Origin of the sequence: Aeromonas encheleia (assembly GCF_900637545.1) — a bacterium.
Taxonomy (GTDB): Bacteria; Pseudomonadota; Gammaproteobacteria; order Enterobacterales; family Aeromonadaceae; genus Aeromonas; species Aeromonas encheleia.
In genome coordinates this window covers 2,473,851-2,494,472 of sequence record NZ_LR134376.1, presented here as the reverse complement: position 1 = coordinate 2,494,472, position 20,622 = coordinate 2,473,851, and the positions used below count along the sequence as shown (strand labels likewise).

The 20,622-nt window shown below is 64.2% G+C and carries 4 protein-coding genes; 1 reads left to right on the top strand and 3 read right to left on the bottom strand.

Going from position 1 to position 20,622, the window contains the following annotated elements; all coding sequences use genetic code 11:
• Window positions 1-470: 470 nt before the first annotated feature.
• Window positions 471-15,863 (top strand): retention module-containing protein, encoded by a 15,393-nt coding sequence (locus tag EL255_RS11500; RefSeq protein ID WP_126623333.1) that lies wholly within the window; start codon window positions 471-473, stop codon window positions 15,861-15,863.
• Between the two features lie 371 nt (window positions 15,864-16,234).
• Here the strand turns inward: EL255_RS11500 and glpC are convergent, their stop codons facing one another.
• The 3 genes from glpC to glpA form a co-directional block, all read right to left on the bottom strand.
• Window positions 16,235-17,437 (bottom strand): anaerobic glycerol-3-phosphate dehydrogenase subunit GlpC, encoded by a 1,203-nt coding sequence (gene glpC, locus EL255_RS11495; RefSeq protein WP_042652314.1) that lies wholly within the window; start codon window positions 17,435-17,437, stop codon window positions 16,235-16,237.
• 103 nt (window positions 17,438-17,540) lie between these two features.
• The gene (glpB, locus tag EL255_RS11490; RefSeq protein WP_042652313.1) at window positions 17,541-18,818 is read right to left on the bottom strand and encodes a glycerol-3-phosphate dehydrogenase subunit GlpB; all 1,278 of its coding nucleotides are present in this window, start codon (window positions 18,816-18,818) and stop codon (window positions 17,541-17,543) included.
• Window positions 18,815-20,515, bottom strand: a complete 1,701-nt coding sequence (glpA, locus tag EL255_RS11485; protein ID WP_042652312.1) for an anaerobic glycerol-3-phosphate dehydrogenase subunit A — start codon at window positions 20,513-20,515, stop codon at window positions 18,815-18,817. The genes glpB and glpA overlap by 4 nt, the downstream gene beginning before the upstream one ends.
• Window positions 20,516-20,622 lie beyond the last annotated feature (107 nt).

Below are 20,622 nucleotides of genomic sequence, written 5' to 3'. Positions count from 1 at the left end.
GGCTTTAGTGCCGAATGTCGCGCCGCAATGAGAAAAGCGCAGGTAGAGGAGGGACGCAGGCGCTGCCGATGGAGGCCAGGGGCGTGCGGGCTGTGTTCGCCTCTCTGAATCGTCAGGCCTGTTTGAATTTAAATTCACTTTCCATGCCGCTTGGCAGGGGCTCCAGTCAGGCTGTTGAAATAATGTAGAACCATCTCCGAATGGGCTCGATGTCAGTAGTTGTCGTATAAATGGGTGCCAAGAGAGCCATGTTCGGTGCCAATAGCGGCTAAATTAATCACTCCAGGGTTATTTTGCGCTGACGCGAACGTTTTGCTGAATTAAATAGGACGTTAGAGGGGGTTTTCTTTCGATATTTTCGAAAATGTCGAAGGGATCTCTGCGGCTCGAGACGGTAAAATAGCCGTCTATTTACCACGCATTCCTTCGTATGAATACGAAAGAGTCCGTGTTCATGAGTTGGAGGATATATGGCTGAGCTGCGAATCGAGAAACCGACCCTTATCACGCAACTGGAGGGCACCGTGCTTGTCATGGATGCCGATGGCTCCACGCGCCGTGCCACCCTGGGGATGCAGTTGCAGCCTGGCGAGCGTCTGCTCGCCGAATCCGATGGGCGATTCGAGCTGGCCGATCCCGCCGGCGAGACTCATGAACCCGCTCAACCCGACCCGGTACCGGGGGCGCAGACCGCCGCGGTGGATCCCGAACTGGCCAGCCTGCAGGAGGCCATCCGCCAGGGCGCCGACCCGACCGCGGTGTTTGAAGAGACCGCGGCCGGCAACGCGGCCGCCGCCACCGGTGGCGGTGTCGTCGGCTCCAGTGCCGGCGGCTTCGTGGTGGTGGACAGAGCCAACGATGCCACCCTGGCCGAGGCCGGGTTTGATACCGACCACCAGCGCCTGCCCCAGGGCAATGATGATCCTTACGTGGAAGATCAGGATCAGGTCGCCGAGATCACCATCACCGAACCCCAGACCCTGGACAACATCATCAATGCCGACGAGGCCACCGGGGTCATCATCCGCGGCACCGTCGAAGACGTCGAGGTGGGCCAGACCGTCACCGTTACCCTGATCGATCAGGATGGCAATCGCCTCACCACCACCACTGTGGTGCTGCCCGGTTTCGTCTGGGAGGCCGATTTCGGTGACGTCACCGGCAAGCTGGTGGATGGCCCCCTCAGCATCCAGGCCGATACCCAGGATGCGGCAGGCAACCGGGCCAGCGATCTCGGCCAGACCCTGCTCGATACCATCACCACCATCACCCTCGACCTGAGCGACGAGAGCGACACCGGCGCCAGCCAGGTGGATGACCTGACCCGCGACACCACCCCGCTGCTGCAAGGCAAGGGGGAGCCCGGCGCCACCGTCACCCTGAGCCTGGGGGGCAAGGTTCTGACCGTGCTCACCGTCGATGGCAACGGCAACTGGCAATATCAGATCCCCAGTGACATGGCCGACGGTGCCTATGATTTTCGCGTCGACTCGGTCGACATCGCGGGCAACCGGGCCAGCGATACTCTGACCGTGACCGTCGATACCCGGGCCGGTATCGACATCGACGATCTCGACACCCAGAACATCCTGGGCCACGACAACGTCACCCTGAGCGGCAGCACCACTCAGGTGGAGGCGGGCCAGAGCGTCACCATCACCCTGATTGGCCAGAACGGCCAGACGCTCTACAGCGGCGCTGCCCTGGTGGGCAGCGACGGTCGCTGGCAGCTGAACGGGCTGGATCTCTCCAGCCTCTCAGGCCCCTATGAGGTGCGGGCCGAGGTGACCGATCTCGCGGGTAACCGGGTGATCGACGGTGCCCCGCTGATCGGTCAGAGCGACACCCTGACCCTGTCCGAGGCCGACCTGGCCGACGGCCCCGTCAGCGCCACCGGCTCCCTGCATACCGGCGCCGGCATGGATGGCAATCTGCAGGTGGGCTTCGCCGCGGATCAAGGCGCGCTCCAGGATCTGGGCCTCACCAGCCAGGGCTCGGCCCTGAGCTATCAGCTAAGCGGCCAGACCCTCACCGCCACCGCCGGCGGCGCGACCGTATTCACCCTGACCCTGGCCAATGACGGCAGCTACCGCATCGTCTGGAACCAGAGTCTGGATCACGGCCAGGACAGCCTGAGCCTGCCGTTCTCGCTGGAGTATCGCGACAGCGACGGGGACCTGGTCAATGCCAACCTCGATATCAAGCTGGTGGACAGCACCCCGCCCGACTTCACGCTGGCGCCCATCACCCTGACCGAGGATGCCTTCACCGATCAGGGGGCCGTGGTTGGGCAGAGCCAGTTCCTGGTCGGCCATCAGGCCGATCCCCTGCTGGCGGACTCCGTCGCCTTCGCCGATCAGGCGGGCACCCTGGCGCGCCTCAATGGCAGTGATCTGCGTAGCGACGGTCATGCGCTCAGCTTCGAATTCAGCGGCGATCGCCTGCTGACCGGTTATTACCTGGATGACAACGGCAACCGGGTGGAGGTGCTGAAGGCCGAGCTGAGCGCCAGCCAGTCGGGCAGCGACATCGAGGGGAAGGTCACCGTCTCCCTGACAGGCCCGCTCGATCATCAGGGCAGCGACCAGCTCTCTCTGGAGCTCTCCGTCTGTGCCAAGGAGATTGACGGCGACGAGACCCGCGCCGATCTCGTTGTGACCCTGGATGACGGCATAGATCCCAGCCTCGGCCTCGACGCCGGCATCAGCCTGCAAGAAGGCGGCCCTAGCCAGAGCCTGGACGGCCAACTGCCGGTCCATGTCGGCAGCGATCGCCTGGTGTCCCTGAACTTCGAGGCCAATCAGCCTGGTCTGGACGATCTGACCAGCGGCGGCAAACCGACCACTTATCAGGTGAACGGCAACCAGATCACCCTGCTGGATGCCGGCGGCAAGACCGTCTTGACCGTCACCCTGGATCTGGATGGCAAGTACCATGTGCAGCTTAATGGCGTGCTGGATCAACCGGTCAATACCGACAGCGTCAACCTGGGGCTGCAGGTGCAGGGCACCGATTTTGACGGTGATCAGAGCAACCTCGGCACCTTGAATATCGCCATCACCGACGGCGCCCTGCCGGGCGTGGATGCGGTCTCACTGAACCTGGTGGAAGACAGCGACTGGAGCGCGGGCCAGACCCTCTCCGGCGATCTCAACATCAGCGCCGGCACCGATCCGCTCGCCAATATCAGCTTTGACGCCAGCCAGCCGGGCCTGCAGGGGCTCACCAGCGGCGGCCAGCCGGTTCAGATCAGCGTCAGCGGTAACAGCATCAGCGGCACCGTCAACGGCCAGAACGTCTTTACCCTGAGCCTGGATCAACAAGGCCACTACGTCTTCACCCTCAACCAGCCGCTGGATCAGGGCAGTGCCGACAGTCGGCTTTTGGCGGGCTTCACTCTGACCGATTCGGATGGCGACAAGGTCTCCTCTTCCCTGAGCGTGTCCATCGGCGATGGCGCCAATCCGGTGATCAGTGCCGTGACCGGCACCAGCCTGACCGAGGCGGATCAGGGCGATGGCGCCGTGGTGGGCAACATGAGCTTCACCGTGAGCCACGGCTCCGATGCCCTGGCGCCCGACAGCCTCAAGTTCGACCTCGGCGCCATCCAGCAGAGCCTGGATGGCAAGTTCAGCAGCCACGGCAGCCCGATCACCTTCAGCCTGAATGCCGATGGCTCCCTGGTGGGCACCAGCGCCGACGGCCGCGAGGTGCTGCGCGCCGAGCTGGACCTGGTGGATAACAACGGCAACTGGAGCGTCACGGCCAAGGTGACCCTGAGCGGCGAGCTGGATCACCAGGGCAACGAGTCCCTCGATCTGCCGCTCAACGTGACCCTGACCGACAAGGACGGGGACAGCGCGTCCACCACCTTGCCGCTGGTCATCAAGGATGGCAATGCGCCCGGCTTCGTGGCGGGCAGCGGGGTGAGCCTGGATGAGGGCAACCTCGATGGCAGCAATGCCCTGACCGGCACCGGCCACTTCAGCGTGAATGCCGGCTCGGATAGGGTGAGCGAGGTGTCGTTCGCCGAGGTCGCGGAGCAGCCGGCGTTGACTGCGCTGGGGCAGCAGGTCAAGTACGAGCTGGTCGATGGCGACCCCAGTATCCCTGGTAACCAGATCCTCAAAGGCTACGTCGAGGTCAACGGCCAGCGCATCGAGGTGCTGGAGGTCGAGATCAGCGGCGACCTCAAGGGCGCCGCCAGCAACGACTTCGACTACAAGGTGACCCTGTTTGAAGGGGTGCACCAGGCCAATGGCAGCAGCACAGAGCTGCCGTTCAAGCTCAATATCGTCGACAGCGACAAGGGCGCTGGCAACAACGACAGCACCACAGGCACCCTCAACGTCAGCATCGGCGAGGGGAACAAGCCGGTAATCTCTCTGACCGGGGTGACCCTCAATGAAGGCCGTTTCGACGGCGCCGCCAGCGGCGTGACTGCGGATGATCAGCACGCCACCGGCAAGCTGACCATCACCGCCGACTCGGATCCCGTGGTGGACGTGCGGCTGACCCTGAGTGGTCAGGTACTGGATGCCGGCGGCCAGCCCATCACCCACAACGGCGAGACCCTGACCTGGCAGGACGTGCCGGGCAGCAACGGCCACAGCTTCCAGGGGTTGACCGCCAGCGGCACCCTGGTGCTGACGGTGACCCTGCCGAGCGTGCCGGGTCGCATCGAGGCTCACAGCTCGGCGACCCTCGACTACCAGGTCACTGTCCACACCAACCTGGATCACGGCGCGAGCGACAACCTCAGCCTGACCCTGCCGCTGCAGGTGACCGACAGCGACGGCACCCTGATCAACGGTGACACCATCGCCGTGATCACCGATGCCGCCGATCCCAGCCTCGGCATAGACGCCGGCATCAGCCTGCAAGAGGGCGGGGCCAGCCAGAGCCTGGACGGCCAGCTGCCGGTCCATGTCGGCAGCGATCGTCTGGTCTCCCTGAACTTTGAGGCGAGCCAGCCCGGTCTGGACGATCTGACCAGCGGCGGCAAACCGACCAGCTATCAGGTCAACGGTAACCAGATCACCCTGCTGGATGCCGGCGGCAAGACCATCTTGACCGTGACCCTGGATCTGGATGGCAAATACCATGTGCAGCTTGATGGCGTGCTGGATCAACCGGTCAATACCGACAGCGTCAACCTGGGGCTGCAGGTGCAGGGCACCGACTTCGACGGTGATCAGAGCAACCTCGGCACCTTGAATATCGCCATCACCGACGGCGCCCTGCCGGGCGTGGATGCGGTCTCCCTGAACCTGGTGGAAGACGGCGACTGGAACGCGGGTCAGACCCTCTCCGGCGATCTCAACATCACAGCCGGCACGGATCCGCTCGCCAATATCAGCTTCGACGCCAGCCAGCCCGGCCTGCAGGGGCTCACCAGCGGCGGCCAGCCGGTTCAGATCAGCGTCAGCGGCAACAGCATCAGCGGCAGCGTCAACGGCCAGAATGTCTTCACACTGAGCCTGGATCAGAAAGGCCACTACGTCTTTACCCTCAACCAGCCGCTGGATCAGGGCAGTGCCGACAGTCGGCTTTTGGCGGGCTTCACTCTGACCGATTCGGATGGCGACAAGGTCTCCTCTTCCCTGAGCGTGTCCATCGGCGATGGCGCCAATCCGGTGATCAGTGCCGTGACCGGCACCAGCCTGACCGAGGCGGATCAGGGCGATGGCGCCGTGGTGGGCAACATGAGCTTCACCGTGAGCCACGGCTCCGATGCCCTGGCGCCCGACAGCCTCAAGTTCGACCTCGGCGCCATCCAGCAGAGCCTGGATGGCAAGTTCAGCAGCCACGGCAGCCCGATCACCTTCAGCCTGAATGCCGATGGCTCCCTGGTGGGCACCAGCGCCGACGGCCGCGAGGTGCTGCGCGCCGAGCTGGACCTGGTGGATAACAACGGCAACTGGAGCGTCACGGCCAAGGTGACCCTGAGCGGCGAGCTGGATCACCAGGGCAACGAGTCCCTCGATCTGCCGCTCAACGTGACCCTGACCGACAAGGACGGGGACAGCGCGTCCACCACCTTGCCGCTGGTCATCAAGGATGGCAATGCGCCCGGCTTCGTGGCGGGCAGCGGGGTGAGCCTGGATGAGGGCAACCTCGATGGCAGCAATGCCCTGACCGGCACCGGCCACTTCAGCGTGAATGCCGGCTCGGATAGGGTGAGCGAGGTGTCGTTCGCCGAGGTCGCGGAGCAGCCGGCGTTGACTGCGCTGGGGCAGCAGGTCAAGTACGAGCTGGTCGATGGCGACCCCAGTATCCCTGGTAACCAGATCCTCAAAGGCTACGTCGAGGTCAACGGCCAGCGCATCGAGGTGCTGGAGGTCGAGATCAGCGGCGACCTCAAGGGCGCCGCCAGCAACGACTTCGACTACAAGGTGACCCTGTTTGAAGGGGTGCACCAGGCCAATGGCAGCAGCACAGAGCTGCCGTTCAAGCTCAATATCGTCGACAGCGACAAGGGCGCTGGCAACAACGACAGCACCACAGGCACCCTCAACGTCAGCATCGGCGAGGGGAACAAGCCGGTAATCTCTCTGACCGGGGTGACCCTCAATGAAGGCCGTTTCGACGGCGCCGCCAGCGGCGTGACTGCGGATGATCAGCACGCCACCGGCAAGCTGACCATCACCGCCGACTCGGATCCCGTGGTGGACGTGCGGCTGACCCTGAGTGGTCAGGTACTGGATGCCGGCGGCCAGCCCATCACCCACAACGGCGAGACCCTGACCTGGCAGGACGTGCCGGGCAGCAACGGCCACAGCTTCCAGGGGTTGACCGCCAGCGGCACCCTGGTGCTGACGGTGACCCTGCCGAGCGTGCCGGGTCGCATCGAGGCTCACAGCTCGGCGACCCTCGACTACCAGGTCACTGTCCACACCAACCTGGATCACGGCGCGAGCGACAACCTCAGCCTGACCCTGCCGCTGCAGGTGACCGACAGCGACGGCACCCTGATCAACGGTGACACCATCGCCGTGATCACCGATGCCGCCGATCCCAGCCTCGGCATAGACGCCGGCATCAGCCTGCAAGAGGGCGGGGCCAGCCAGAGCCTGGACGGCCAGCTGCCGGTCCATGTCGGCAGCGATCGTCTGGTCTCCCTGAACTTTGAGGCGAGCCAGCCCGGTCTGGACGATCTGACCAGCGGCGGCAAACCGACCAGCTATCAGGTCAACGGTAACCAGATCACCCTGCTGGATGCCGGCGGCAAGACCATCTTGACCGTGACCCTGGATCTGGATGGCAAATACCATGTGCAGCTTGATGGCGTGCTGGATCAACCGGTCAATACCGACAGCGTCAACCTGGGGCTGCAGGTGCAGGGCACCGACTTCGACGGTGATCAGAGCAACCTCGGCACCTTGAATATCGCCATCACCGACGGCGCCCTGCCGGGCGTGGATGCGGTCTCCCTGAACCTGGTGGAAGACGGCGACTGGAACGCGGGTCAGACCCTCTCCGGCGATCTCAACATCACAGCCGGCACGGATCCGCTCGCCAATATCAGCTTCGACGCCAGCCAGCCCGGCCTGCAGGGGCTCACCAGCGGCGGCCAGCCGGTTCAGATCAGCGTCAGCGGCAACAGCATCAGCGGCAGCGTCAACGGCCAGAATGTCTTCACACTGAGCCTGGATCAGAAAGGCCACTACGTCTTTACCCTCAACCAGCCGCTGGATCAGGGCAGTGCCGACAGTCGGCTTTTGGCGGGCTTCACTCTGACCGATTCGGATGGCGACAAGGTCTCCTCTTCCCTGAGCGTGTCCATCGGCGATGGCGCCAATCCGGTGATCAGTGCCGTGACCGGCACCAGCCTGACCGAGGCGGATCAGGGCGATGGCGCCGTGGTGGGCAACATGAGCTTCACCGTGAGCCACGGCTCCGATGCCCTGGCGCCCGACAGCCTCAAGTTCGACCTCGGCGCCATCCAGCAGAGCCTGGACGGCAAGTTCAGCAGCCACGGCAGCCCGATCACCTTCAGCCTGGATGCCGATGGCTCCCTGGTGGGCACCAGCGTCGATGGCCGCGAGGTGCTGCGCGCCGAGCTGAGCCTGGTGGATAACAACGGCAACTGGAGCGTCACGGCCAAGGTGACCCTGAGTGGCGAGCTGGATCACCAGGGCAACGAATCCCTCGATCTGCCGCTCAACGTGACCCTGACCGACAAGGACGGGGACAGCGCGTCCACTACCTTGCCGCTGGTCATCAAGGATGGCAATGCGCCCGGTTTCGTGGCGGGCAGAGGGGTGAGCCTGGATGAAGGCAACCTCGATGGCAGCAATGCCCTGACCGGCACCGGCCACTTCAGCGTGAATGCCGGCTCGGATAAGGTGAGCGAAGTCTCCTTTGCCGATGTCGCGGAGCAACCGGCGCTGACCGCGCTGGGGCAGCAGGTCAAGTACGAGCTGGTCGATGGCGACCCCAGTATCCCTGGTAACCAGATCCTCAAAGGCTACGTCGAGGTCAATGGCCAGCGCATCGAGGTGCTGCAGGTCGAGATCAGCGGCGACCTCAAGGGCGCCGCCAGCAACGACTTCGACTACAAGGTGACCCTGTTTGAAGGGGTGCACCAGGCCAATGGCAGCAGCACAGAGCTGCCGTTCAAGCTCAATATCGTCGACAGCGACAAGGGGGCTGGCAACAACGACAGCACCACAGGCACCCTCAACGTCAGCATCGGCGAGGGGAACAAGCCCGTCATCTCTCTGACCGGGGTGACCCTGAATGAAGGTCGCTTCGATGGCGCCGCCAGCGGCGCGACCGGCGACGATCAACAGGCCACCGGCACCCTGACCATCACCGCCGACTCGGATCCCGTGGTGGGCGTGCGGCTGACCCTGAGCGGTCAGGTGGTCGATGCCAGCGGCCAGCCCATCACCCACAACGGCGAGACCCTGACCTGGCAGGAAGTGCCGGGCAGCAACGGTCACAGCTTCCAGGGAGTCACCGCGAGCGGCACCCTGGTGCTGACGGTGACCCTGCCGAGCGTGCCGGGTCGCATCGAAGCCCACAACTCGGCGACCCTCGACTACGAGGTCACAGTCCACACCAACCTGGATCACGGCGCGAGCGACAACCTCAGCCTGACCCTGCCGCTGCAGGTGACCGACAGCGACGGCACCCTGATCACCGGCGACACCACAGTGGTGATCACCGATGCGGCCGATCCGCTGATCTCGGCCATCGAATCCGTTCGGGTCGAAGAAGCGGATCTGGATGCGAGCGGTTCCCAGCATCCGGGCACCACGCCAGCCGAGAATGGGGAGGCTGCCGGTGGCAAGGTGACCATCGGCGCCGGTTCGGACAGGATTGCCTCCCTCGAGCTGGACGTGGCGGCCTTCAACCAGGCAAACCACCTCACCTCGGGCGGCAAGGAGGTCACCCTGGCGGCCCATAGCCCGGGCTGGTATCTGGCCAGTGCCGAAGGCGGCAAGCCGGTGTTCTGGGTCCATCTCGACGTCAACGGCAGCTACAGCTTCCATCTGGTGGGTCAGCTCGATCATGGCTCCCAGGGCAAGGACGAGCTTGGCATCGAGCTGCCGCTGTTCGTGACCGACTTTGATGGGGATCGCAGCCCCAACGTGACTGTCGAGGTGACGGTACAGGATGACATGCCCATCGGCACCGAGCTGGCTCACAACCTGAGCGAGGCCGGCAGCGTCGTGAGCGGCGATCTGTTGCCGCCGGCCAACGAGGGGGCGGATGGTGCCAGGGTGGCCTCGGTCACCGTCAACGGTCAGGTCCATGACATCAACGGCAGCCTGACACTGGAGGTGATGAGCCCGGATGGCAAGCAGGTGATGGGGTCGCTGACCATAGGCCAGAATGGCAACTACAGCTTCACGCCAAGGCCAGGATTTGATCACGATGATGCCAGCCTCAGCCAGACCATTACCGCCCAGATCGTCGATGGCGATGGCGACACCGCCAAGAGCACCCTGACCCTCAACCTGCAGGATGAGGCGGTGCGCTTCACCGTGGACGGGGCGACGGGCCAGGAAGATCAGGGAGCGCAGGATCCGAGTCAGGGCATTGCCATCCACATGAACCTGGATATCGGCGACTTCGACCGGGGCGAGCACGTGGATCAGCTGCTGATCCAGGCCCCGGCCAACGCCCACGGCACCTTCTACTACAACGGGGTGGCACTCACCACCACGGCCGATGGCAAGTGGTTTATCGTGCCGCCCGAAGCCATGGTGACCACGGACAAGGTCAACTACAGCACCTCGGGTCTCACCTTCGTGCCGGCGGATGACTGGTCGAGCTGGAGCAACAACAAGCAGCCGCTGCACTTCCAGGTGCAGGTGCAGGTCGGGGTGACTGAAGGGACGCCGCCGCCCGCCGTGAACGGCGATCTCGCCATCACTGTGCAGGGCATCGCCGACAAGCCGGTCTGGGTCTCTGGCAGTACCGATCAGCATTACAGCATCAACGAAGACGGCAACGGCATAGCGCTCAATGTGAAGGCCGAGCTGACTGACACCGATGGATCCGAGACCCTGGGTTACCAGATCCACTGGGAGTCCGGTCATGGCAGCCTGACCCTGAACGGTCAGGTGCTCCAACCCGGCAGCAATGGGCTTTACACCGTCAAGGCGGGCGACATCAACAAGATCACAGTGGTGCCTGACAAGGATTACAGCGGCGACATCAAGCTCACGGTGACGCCGGTCAGTACCGAAAAGGCGCCGGTTGTCAGCGGTCAGGACAAGGCGCTCGGCGATCCCATCGAGCTGGTGATCAACGTCAATCCGCAGGCGGATGACGCCAAGCTCAGCATCCGCGACATTCAGGGCAGGGAAGACAGCCAACTCGATCTGGGCAGCAAGATCTCGCTCGCTCACCTCGGGGATCTGAGCGATGGCTCCGAGAAACTCTTCGTGCGTATCGACGGTTTGCCCGCCGGTGCCACCCTGCTGCTCGGTGGCGTGGTGGTGGTGCAGGATGCCAAGGGTTACTACGAGGTGCCCGCCGATCGCATCGGCGAGCTCAAACTGCAGCCGCCGAAGAACAGCAACATCGACTTCGATCTCACCATCAAGGGGGTGGTGAAAGACTCGGCGACCCTGACCGATGCCAATGGCCAGACCCACACCGTGGTCAACGAGAAGGAGACCGGCTCCCAGAGCCTGCATGTGGACCTGATCGGGGTGGTGGATCAGCCTCACTTCGATCTCGGCACCACCGGCTGGACGGCCGAGGGCAATGGTTACACGACCACCATCCAGGAGGATGGTCGGGCGCCGCTCGACTTCAGGCTCGAATCGGGGGAGAAGACAGATACTCCGCTGGATAACTCCGAGAGCCTCAACCTGGTGCTGGAAGGCTTGCCGGAGGGGGCCAAGGTGTTCGATGCCAGTGGCAAGGAGCTCACCCTGACCTTCGCCGGGCTCGACGCCCAAGGCAAGCCGACCTACCAGGTCGATGTATCGGATCTGGGCAACCTGCAGATCCAGCCGCCGGCCAACAGCACCGCCGATATCCACCTCATCGCCCACGTGGTGGTGACCGAGAACGACGGCGACAGCAAGGGCTTCGATGTGCCGCTCACCATCAAGGTGGAGCCCGAGATCGATGCCGGCAACTATGACAAGAGCAGCCATGGTCTGGAGGATCAGTTTGTCGTGCTCGACTGGCATCCAGATCTGACCGACGGCGCCGAGCAGGTGACCCACCTCAGTCTCTCCGGCATCGAACCCGGCTATGAGATCTGGGTAACGGATGCCAACGGTACCCATCAGCTCAACCTGAACGGTGGTGCCGTCGATCTGAGCGATGCGGATCTGCAGAGCCTGCTTAACGGCGGAAAGCTGTTGGTGAAGGCGCCACAAGACAGCGACAAGGACACCAATATCCAGAGTCACGTGACCGTGACCCAGCACGACGTGGATTCCAGCGTGGTGGTCGATAAGGTGATCGACGGCCAGCTGCACGTGGATATCCAGGCGGTGGTCGAGCCGGATGGCAACCTGGTGCAGACCGGCGGAACGCTGGAGAGCCCGGATGGTCACGATATCCCGCTGGGCGGGGTGTTTGAATTCCAGGATCTGGATCCGAGCAGCGTCGAGACCATCGACTATCTGGTCATCAGCGATCTGCCGCCCGGTTTCGTGGTGGTGGGGGGGATCAGCGACGGCAAGGGCAACTGGACCGTGCCCAATGGTGCCCTGGGCAGCTATGCCCTGCATGCTCCCAATGGCTTTACCGGCAAGGTCGAGTTCAAGGTGAGTGCCCTGGTGCATGATCTCAGCGATGACGGCGATGTCAGCGCCTCGGTGCGCAAGGATCTCAATGCCAGCGCCGATTTCGGTCCCGTGACCACCCCGGATCAGAAGGCCGCCGATATCGATTTCGACAACAGCGCCCCCATCACAGGGGTGGAGGATCACGGCGTCAACTTCGGCAGCCAGCTCAAGAGCATGGTGACCCTGGGCTCGGTAGACGGCGGCGATGACGAACTCAGCATCGTCATCACCGGCTTGCCGCAGGGCGTGAGCGTGCAGGGGCTGACCTTTGACTTCGCCAACGGCGAGTACCTCATCAAGCTGCCGGGCGGACTGGACGACCTCGACAAGCTGACCCTCTCCCTGCCAGAGGACTATGCCGGCAACGACCTGGACTTCAACGTGCGGCTGGTCAACACCGACACGGTGAGCGGGGATACCAAGGTGGTGGAGAAGGAGGTTTCCCTCTCCATCACCCCCGAGGTCGACATCAACGGCGGTGCCGATGGCCTGCCCGAGCTGCAACTGCAGATCAAGGATGTGAATGGCGACGGCCAGCCTGACAACCTGGAAGACACCGAGATCCACCTCGATCTCTCGGTCAAGCTGGCGGACATCAGCCCCTCGGTGGCCGACGGTGGTCTGGAGACGGTGGAGTCGGTCACCCTGACCGTCGATGCCAAGTACGGCCATTTCCTCGATGGCAACGGCCAGCCGACCAACAGCCTGGTGGTGAAGGATCCGGCGGCGCTCAAGGATCTGGTGTTCGTGCCCAGGGAGCACTTCAGCGGCCAGGTGCCCCTCGATATCAAGGTCGATATCCTCGACACCGCCACCACAGGCGAGGATCGCGGCAGCTGGAGCGGCCAGGTGGGCTTCGAGGTCAAGCCGGTCAATGATCCGGCCAATATCAGCGTGCACGATGTGAACGGCAACGAAGATGGCCGCGTCAGCCTGGCCGGCTTCGGCGCCAGCCTGATCGACAACGACGGCTCCGAGCAGATAGTGGCGTTGCAGATCAAGGGGGTGCCGGATGGCTTCACCCTGTCGGCTCCCGCGGTCAACAACGGTGGCGGCGTATGGCAGGTGCCTGTCGGCACCGACTTCGCCAAGCTGAGCCTGATCCCGCCGGCGAACTTCAGTGGCAGCCTGGATCTCGGCCTGAGCGTCTTCACCCTGGACAAGGGGCTCACCGTGCCCCTCGAGACCAGCGGGAACTTCACCGTCACCGTCAATCCGGTGGGGGATGCCATCATCGCCGACATGCAGGACAAGGCGAGCGGCACCGAGGGGGATGTGATCACCCTGAACCTTGGGCTGGAGACCCGGGATACCCAGGCCACCGGCGGCACGGCCGGCAACGTCCATGAGAATGGCCCCGAACAGGTGCGAGTCACCCTGGAAGGGGTACCCGACGGCGCCGAGATCCGTCTGCCCAGCGGGGTGGACGGCAGCGTCGTGGATCTCGGCGGCGGCCGCTGGCAGATCACCACGGATGGCGGCAAGCTGGACGCCATCGAACTGGTGACCAAGGATGCCAACGGGGTGCTGGACCTCAAGGTGACGGCCCAGAGCCTGGACAACGGCGCCCTCGGCCCCGAGGTCAATGGCCACATCCAGGTGGAGGTGAGCGCGGTCAACGATGCGCCCATCAACCTGCTGCCCAGCGATCCCCAGGTGGCCCAGGAGGACAAGCCCTTCACCATCCAGGGTTTGCAGGTCAAGGACGTGGATGCGGGCAGCGGCAACATAGAGGTACGCCTCTCGGTGAACCATGGCACCCTGACCGTGCTCAATGCCGCCGGGGTGGCGGTGAGCGGCGACGGCAGCGGTTCCCTGGTGCTCAACGGCACCCTGGCCCAGATCAATGCGTTGCTCAATGGCGGCATCGACTATAAAGGCAGCGCCAACTTCCATGGCGACGATGCCCTGACCATGACCACCAACGATCTGGGCAACACCGGCAGCGGCGGCGCCCTGAGCGACAGCGACGTGCTGCCCATCGAGGTGCAACCGGTCAACGACGCCCCGGTCAACCTGTTGCCCACCGAACCCCAGATAGCGCAGGAGGACACGCCTTTCCGCATCCAGGGACTGCAGGTGAACGACGTGGATGCGGGCGGCAGCCCCATCAAGGTGACCCTGTCGGTCATGCACGGCATCCTGGAGCTGCCGGCGGGTAGCGGGGTGACGGTGACGGGTAGCGGCAGCGACACCCTGGTGTTGAGCGGCTCCCAGGCGGAGATCAACGCCCTGCTGGCGGGTGGCGTGACCTATCAGGGTGAGCAGGACTTCAATGGCCAGGACGCGCTCACCATGGTCACCGACGATCTGGGCAACACCGGCAGCGGTGGCGCCCTCGGCGACAGCGACGTGCTGCCCATCGAGGTGCAACCGGTCAACGATGCGCCGATCAACCAGGTACCGGCGGCCATGTCGGTGAAGGAGGATGGTTCGCTGTCCCTGTCCGGCATCAGCGTGAAGGACGTGGACGCGGGCAGTGCGCCGCTCTCCATGGTGCTGCGGGTCGAGCACGGCGTGCTGACCCTGCTGGGGGCGGCGGGCGCCGTCTCGGTGCAGGGGGCGGGCACCGGCGAGATCACCCTGGTGGGCTCACTGAGCGATCTGAACAGCCTGATCAACGGCAGCCTGCATTACGAGCCGGCCAAGGACTTCTGGGGACAGGACAACCTGACCATCACCACCTCGGATCAGGGCAACAGTGGGTCGGGTGGGGCGCTGACCGACAGCACCCAGGTCGGCATCACAGTGACCGCCGAGGCGGACGATCCGCACCTTAGCCTGGGTACCCACGATATCCACGCCCTGCAGGGGGCCTGGGTGCCGCTCAACCTGAGTGCCAGCGTGGTCAACCCGGCAACCGGCGAGCTCTCGGTGCGGATCCAGAATCTGGGCGGTGCCCAGGTGGTGGACGAGCATGGCCAGAGCGTGGGTCATGCCGACAGCAACGGTGACTGGTTGCTGCCGATGGATCAGTCCGTGCCTATCTATCTCAAGGATCTGCCGATGGGGGATCACGCCCTGACCCTGAGCGCCGAGTCGAGCGCGGGTGGCTCGACCCTCAGCTCGACGCCGGATACGGTCACGGTCCACAGCCAGAGCGGCCACGATCTGCTGGGCTCGGATCAGAATGACTGGTTGTTTGGCTCCAGCGGCGACGATCGGATTCTGGGCGGCCTGGGGGATGACGTGCTCAGGGGCGGCCATGGCAACGATATCCTGACCGGCGGCGCCGGCAGCGATCTCTTCGTGTGGGGCAGTGGTGATGAGGGGACGACGGGGCAACCGGCCATCGACACCATCACCGACTTCCACCCGGAAGAGGGGGACAAGATCGACCTGGCGGATCTGCTGCAAGGGGTGACCGACAACAGCGTGGATGGCTTGCTCAATCACCTCTCCGCCAGCGTGGCCACCGGCAGTGGCGGGCTGAGCGATGTCAGCCTGTCGGTCTCGCCGGCGGGGGATGGCCAGGTGACCCAGCAGATCACCCTGAAGGATGTGGATCTCAATAGCTGGAACCTGAGCGGTTCCTCCTCCCACGACATCCTGCAGTCCATGCTGGATAACCACAGCCTGATCATCCAGCATCCCTGATGCGTCAGCGAGTATGAAAAGAGCCGGCACTTGCCGGCTCTTTTGTTTTTCTGCGTGGATGCGTTGTTATGCTTCTTTCGTCGGCCTGCACCTGGCCCGCGAGTCGGTGAGACCAGCACGGCGACGTCTTGGCGTGCTGGTCTTGTTATCTCTCTGCCTATGCCTCCAAACAACCTGTCATGCCTGCCCTCATATCAGCGCCTGGGCCAGCAGATGGGTGGGGTGTTCGCAGCGGGAAATCGGCGTGCTCATCTTGATTCGCCTGTTGTCATGCCAGCCCTCATACCAACGCCTGCGCCAGCAGATGAATGGGATGCTCGCAGCGGTAAATCGGCGTGCTCATCTCGATTCGCCTGTTGCCATGCCAGCCCTCATATCAGCGCCTGGGCCAGCAGATGGATGGGATGCTCGCAACGGAAGGCGGTGCTCATCTCTATCTGCCACTTGCAGGTCTCGCAGTCGGTGATGACGAGATCAGGCTTGAGGCGGTTTATCTGATCGAAGAGCCCTTCGCCTATGGCCTGGCTGGTCTGGTAGTTCTCCGACTTGAAGCCATAGGTGCCGGCGATGCCGCAGCACTGGGACTCCAGTACCGTCACCCTGACCCCAGGAATGGCGCGCAGCAATTCGAGGGTGTAGATGACGCCCCCCATCTTCTCCATGTGGCAGGGGGTGTGGTAAGCGATGTGCAGATTGAGCGGCTTCATGGCCGGCTTGTTGCCCTGGTAAAACTCGTTCCACAGGAAGCGGGTCACCAGGGAGATGCGATCCCGCACCTTGTGGTTGTCCTGCTCCAGCAGGTGGGGGTATTCGTCCCGCAGGGTGAAGCCGCAGGTGGAGGAGGTGGCCAACAGCGGCATCTCGTTGCCGAGCAGGGTGTTCTCCAGCTGCTGGATGTTGAAGGCGGCCTGGCGCTTGGCCTTGTCCATGAAACCGTTGGCGATCAGCGGCACGCCGCAGCACTTCTCCCGCTCCAGCAGTTGCATGCCTATGTTCATGGCGTTGAGCACCTGCATCAGCTCCTTGCCGAGCTGCGGGTGGTTGTAGTTGACGTAACAGCCGTGGAAATAGGCTATCTGGCGTTCAAAGCGGGCCTGGCTGGCTTTCTGTTTCTTGTACCAGCCGCGGAAGGTGCCTTGCGAATACTTGGGCAGATCGCGGTGGGAGGAGACGCCGAGCGCCTTGTCCAGCACCAGCTTCATGGGCTTGAGGCCGGTGGTGAAGTTGACCACGGGCGCCATCAGGGTGGACATGCCGCCCATCAGATCGGTGTGGGAGAGCACGAACTCGCGGATCCCCGGCTTGAAGCCGCTGTACTTGTCCTTGGCCTTGGCGATGATGTCGCCGATGCGCACCCCGCTCGGGCAGGCCACCTCACAGCGTTTGCAGTTGGTGCAGTGCTTGAGGGCGCTGTCGAACAGCTCAGGGCTCTTGATGCGCAGTCGCTCCCCGTCGGGACCGGCCTGTTTCGGGCCCGGGTAGGCGGGATTGGCCTTGGCCACCGGGCAGTAGGCGGTGCAGACGGTGCATTTGATGCACTGATCGAAGGTTTGATTGGCGTGATCCAGTAGCATGATTTACTCCTCCCGGGCCGGATTGAAAGCGCAAGGGACGCGGCAATGGGATTGTCGAGCAGGCAGCGGGCTGCCCGCAGTCAGGAAATGCAGGGTGGGCATCTCACACCCCTGCCAGAATATGGCCGGCGGCCTGCCAGCCGGTGGCGACGGCGACCCCGGATCCTGACCCCTCTCGCACGGGGTCGTAATGGGCCAGCACGCTGCCGGCGCCATAGAGGTTGACGAGGGGCTTGCCGCCGCGCAGCACCCGCAGTTGCGCGTCCGTCTTGACCCCGAAGCCCATGAAGGGGTGATGGTCGAACAGGCGGCGGCCGGCCCAGGCGTCGCGCTCGGGGAGGCTCAGCACGTCGGCGTCGAAGATGGGCTCGCGAATGCCGCCGAGGCGGGACTCCAGGCCGCGGCTGAAGAAACTGCCGGAGGCGAGCACGAAGTGGTCCGCCTCGAACAGCTGATCGTCGCCGTTCTGGCTATGAACCCCGATCACCTTATCCCCGTCGAAGCTAGCGCCCAGCACCCGCTCGCTGGTGAGGAAGGTGCCGCCGAGCGCCATGAAGCGGCGCTTGAGCGCCTCCTGCATCCGCATGCCGATGAGGGAGGGCGGCATGGTGGCCACCTCCTTGATGGTGCAGCCGGTGCGCTGCTCCAGCTCCGCCAGGCGCGGGCCGACCAGGCCGAGGGAGAGGCAGGCGGGCAGCACGATATGACGGCAGCCCGGTTCGCCACACTCCTGCACCATGCGGCCGATCTCGCGGGCCAGATCCGCCAGCAGATCCTGTTTGTCGTGCTGCTGTTTATCGAACAACCGCGCTATGTCGGCGGAGCGAAACTCGTGGGGATTGCGGCTGAACTCCGCCAGCTGGGGCAGGCGAATTTCGCCCGTCAGGATGCGGCAATGGGCGAAACGTGGCTGGGCCGCGAGATTGGCCGCCGCCAGCGCCGGGTGGAAGTCGCGAAAGCCGGCCAGGGTGGCCAGCAAGATGGCCGCGGGGGCCGGGGCATCGGTCAGGCAGGCGCAGGTCGCGGGCGAGAGCCAGGTGGACTTGAGGGTGCCGATGGGAGTCAGCCGCTGGTGATTGCGCTCCTGGCGAAACAGCGGCAGGCCCTCTTCCGCGCAGTGGCGCTGCAGATCCGCGAGGCTCGCCTCTATGTTGGCGAGCCCCACCTTGCCGTAGGGATGCTCGGGGTGCGCGGCCAGGAAGGCGGGCAGGGCGGCGCGGGGATCCCCGTCGCTTTCCAGCAGATCGATGGAGCCTGAGGAGAAGTGCAGGGCGCTCTGGCCGGAGGCCATCAGCAGCGTCTTCTGACCCGCTTCGGCCAGGCGCAGCGCCGCCGACAGGCCCGCCATGCCGCCGCCGATAACGATACTGTCGAATTTCATGATGGCTCTCCTTGAGTCGATAAGGCCTGGCTAGCGTCCCCTTTGGCACTCTTGGCCGCAGTGTCGAGCGGGAAGGGGGGCTCGGCCACCAGATGGGGCGCCGTCCACTCTCCCAGGCCAAACAGTCCTTCGTAGATCCAGTAGGTAAACTCCGCCTCCCGCAGGGCGTCCCCCCAGAGCACGGGGCGGGTGCCCTTGTAGCGTTCCTCCAGGAACTGGCGCAGCATGACGCAGGCCTCACGGCCATCGGCCTTGCCGTACTCCTGCATCAGGCCGGCGGCGCGATAGGCGCACAGCTCACCCTGGCAGGGGCCCATGCCGAGGCGGGTGCGGCGACGCAGATCCACCAGGTTGTCCACGTCCAGCTCGCGCAGGGCGTATTCGATCTCGCCGGCGGTCACCATCTCGCACTCGCAGATGAGGGCGTTGGCCTTGGGGTTGTCGCGGAAAAACGCGATGACCCGCTCGCCGTGGCGATACTGGGCCGAGCCCTCGACCGGGGCCGACAGGCCGGGGGCCGAGACCTTCTCCGGCTCCCGCGAGCCGGGCAGGCTGAGCTCGGCGGTGAGGCAGGGGACCTTGTTGCCGATCTTTTTGGCGATGAGGTCGGTGGCCATCTCCGCCATCAGCCGGTAGGTCATCAGCTTGCCGCCGGTGATGGTGTTGAAGCCCTGCAGGCCGTCGCGCTCGCCGTGATCCAGCAGCACTATGCCGCGGCTGATGTTGCGGCCGGTCTCGTCACCGTCCACCGCCACCAGCGGGCGAACCCCGGCGTAGGCGCGCAGCAGACGGGTGCGGGCCATGATGGGGGCGAGCTTGATCCCCTCGCGCAGCAGCACTTCCACCTCTTCTGGATCGACAGTGAGCTGGTCAATCTTGTTGTAATCGATGCGACTCGAGGTGGTGCCGATGAGGGAGATGGTATCGCCCGGCACCAGAATGTCCGCATCCGCCGGTTTGCGGGCGCGGTTGAGCACCAGCTGGTTGATGCGGTAATCCATGATGAGCAGGGAGCCCTTGGCCGGGAACATGCGGATGCCGAGATCGGCGTATTCGCAAATTTGCTGACCCCAGATGCCGGCGGCGTTGATCACCTCCTGACACTCCACCTCGAACGCTTCGCCGGTACGGGTGTTGATCGCTTTGACCCCGTGTACCCGATCCTGACTGCGCAGCAGCCCCAGCACCTTGCTGTGGGTGAAGATACGCGCGCCATGTTCTTTGGCATCCAAGACGTTTGCGGCGGCGAGGCGGAACGGATCGACCGTGCCATCCGGCACATGGATGGCGCCGATCATCGCCGGGTTAGCGTTGGGTTCGAGCAGCAGCGCTTCGCGGGGATCAAGCTGGCGGGTGTCGATGCCCGCCTGGGCGCAGGCGGCCATGAAGGTGGTTTGAAAATGGATGTCATCTTCCGGCAGGGTGACGAAGAGGCCGCCGGTCGCCTCGACGCAGTGGCTGGCGATCCGCTTGAGGATGCGGTTCTCCGCAATGCACTCGCGGGCGGACTCCGGATCCGTCACCGCGTAGCGGGCGCCCGAGTGGAGCAGACCGTGGTTGCGGCCGGTGGTGCCGGCGGCGATGTCATCCCGCTCCAGCAGGATGCAGTCGATGCCGCGCAGCGCACAGTCGCGCATGATGCCGGCGCCGGTGGCGCCGCCGCCTATGATGACGACCTCTGTGGTTATTCTTTTCATTCTTGCCCGTCTCATCTCGTCCAGATGGGGCCAGTGTGGCGCCTCCTTTGGTAAAAATGTTTGATATGGGCCAAGTTAATGTTCGCAAACGCTCACAAAAGGCGAGT

Coding starts and splice junctions, on each gene's coding strand:
- glpB (WP_042652313.1), bottom strand. CDS start 18,818: ATGAAATTCGACAGTATCGTTATCGGCGGCGGCATGGCGGGCCTGTCG.
- glpA (WP_042652312.1), bottom strand. CDS start 20,515: ATGAAAAGAATAACCACAGAGGTCGTCATCATAGGCGGCGGCGCCACC.
- glpC (WP_042652314.1), bottom strand. CDS start 17,437: ATGCTACTGGATCACGCCAATCAAACCTTCGATCAGTGCATCAAATGC.
- EL255_RS11500 (WP_126623333.1), top strand. CDS start 471: ATGGCTGAGCTGCGAATCGAGAAACCGACCCTTATCACGCAACTGGAG.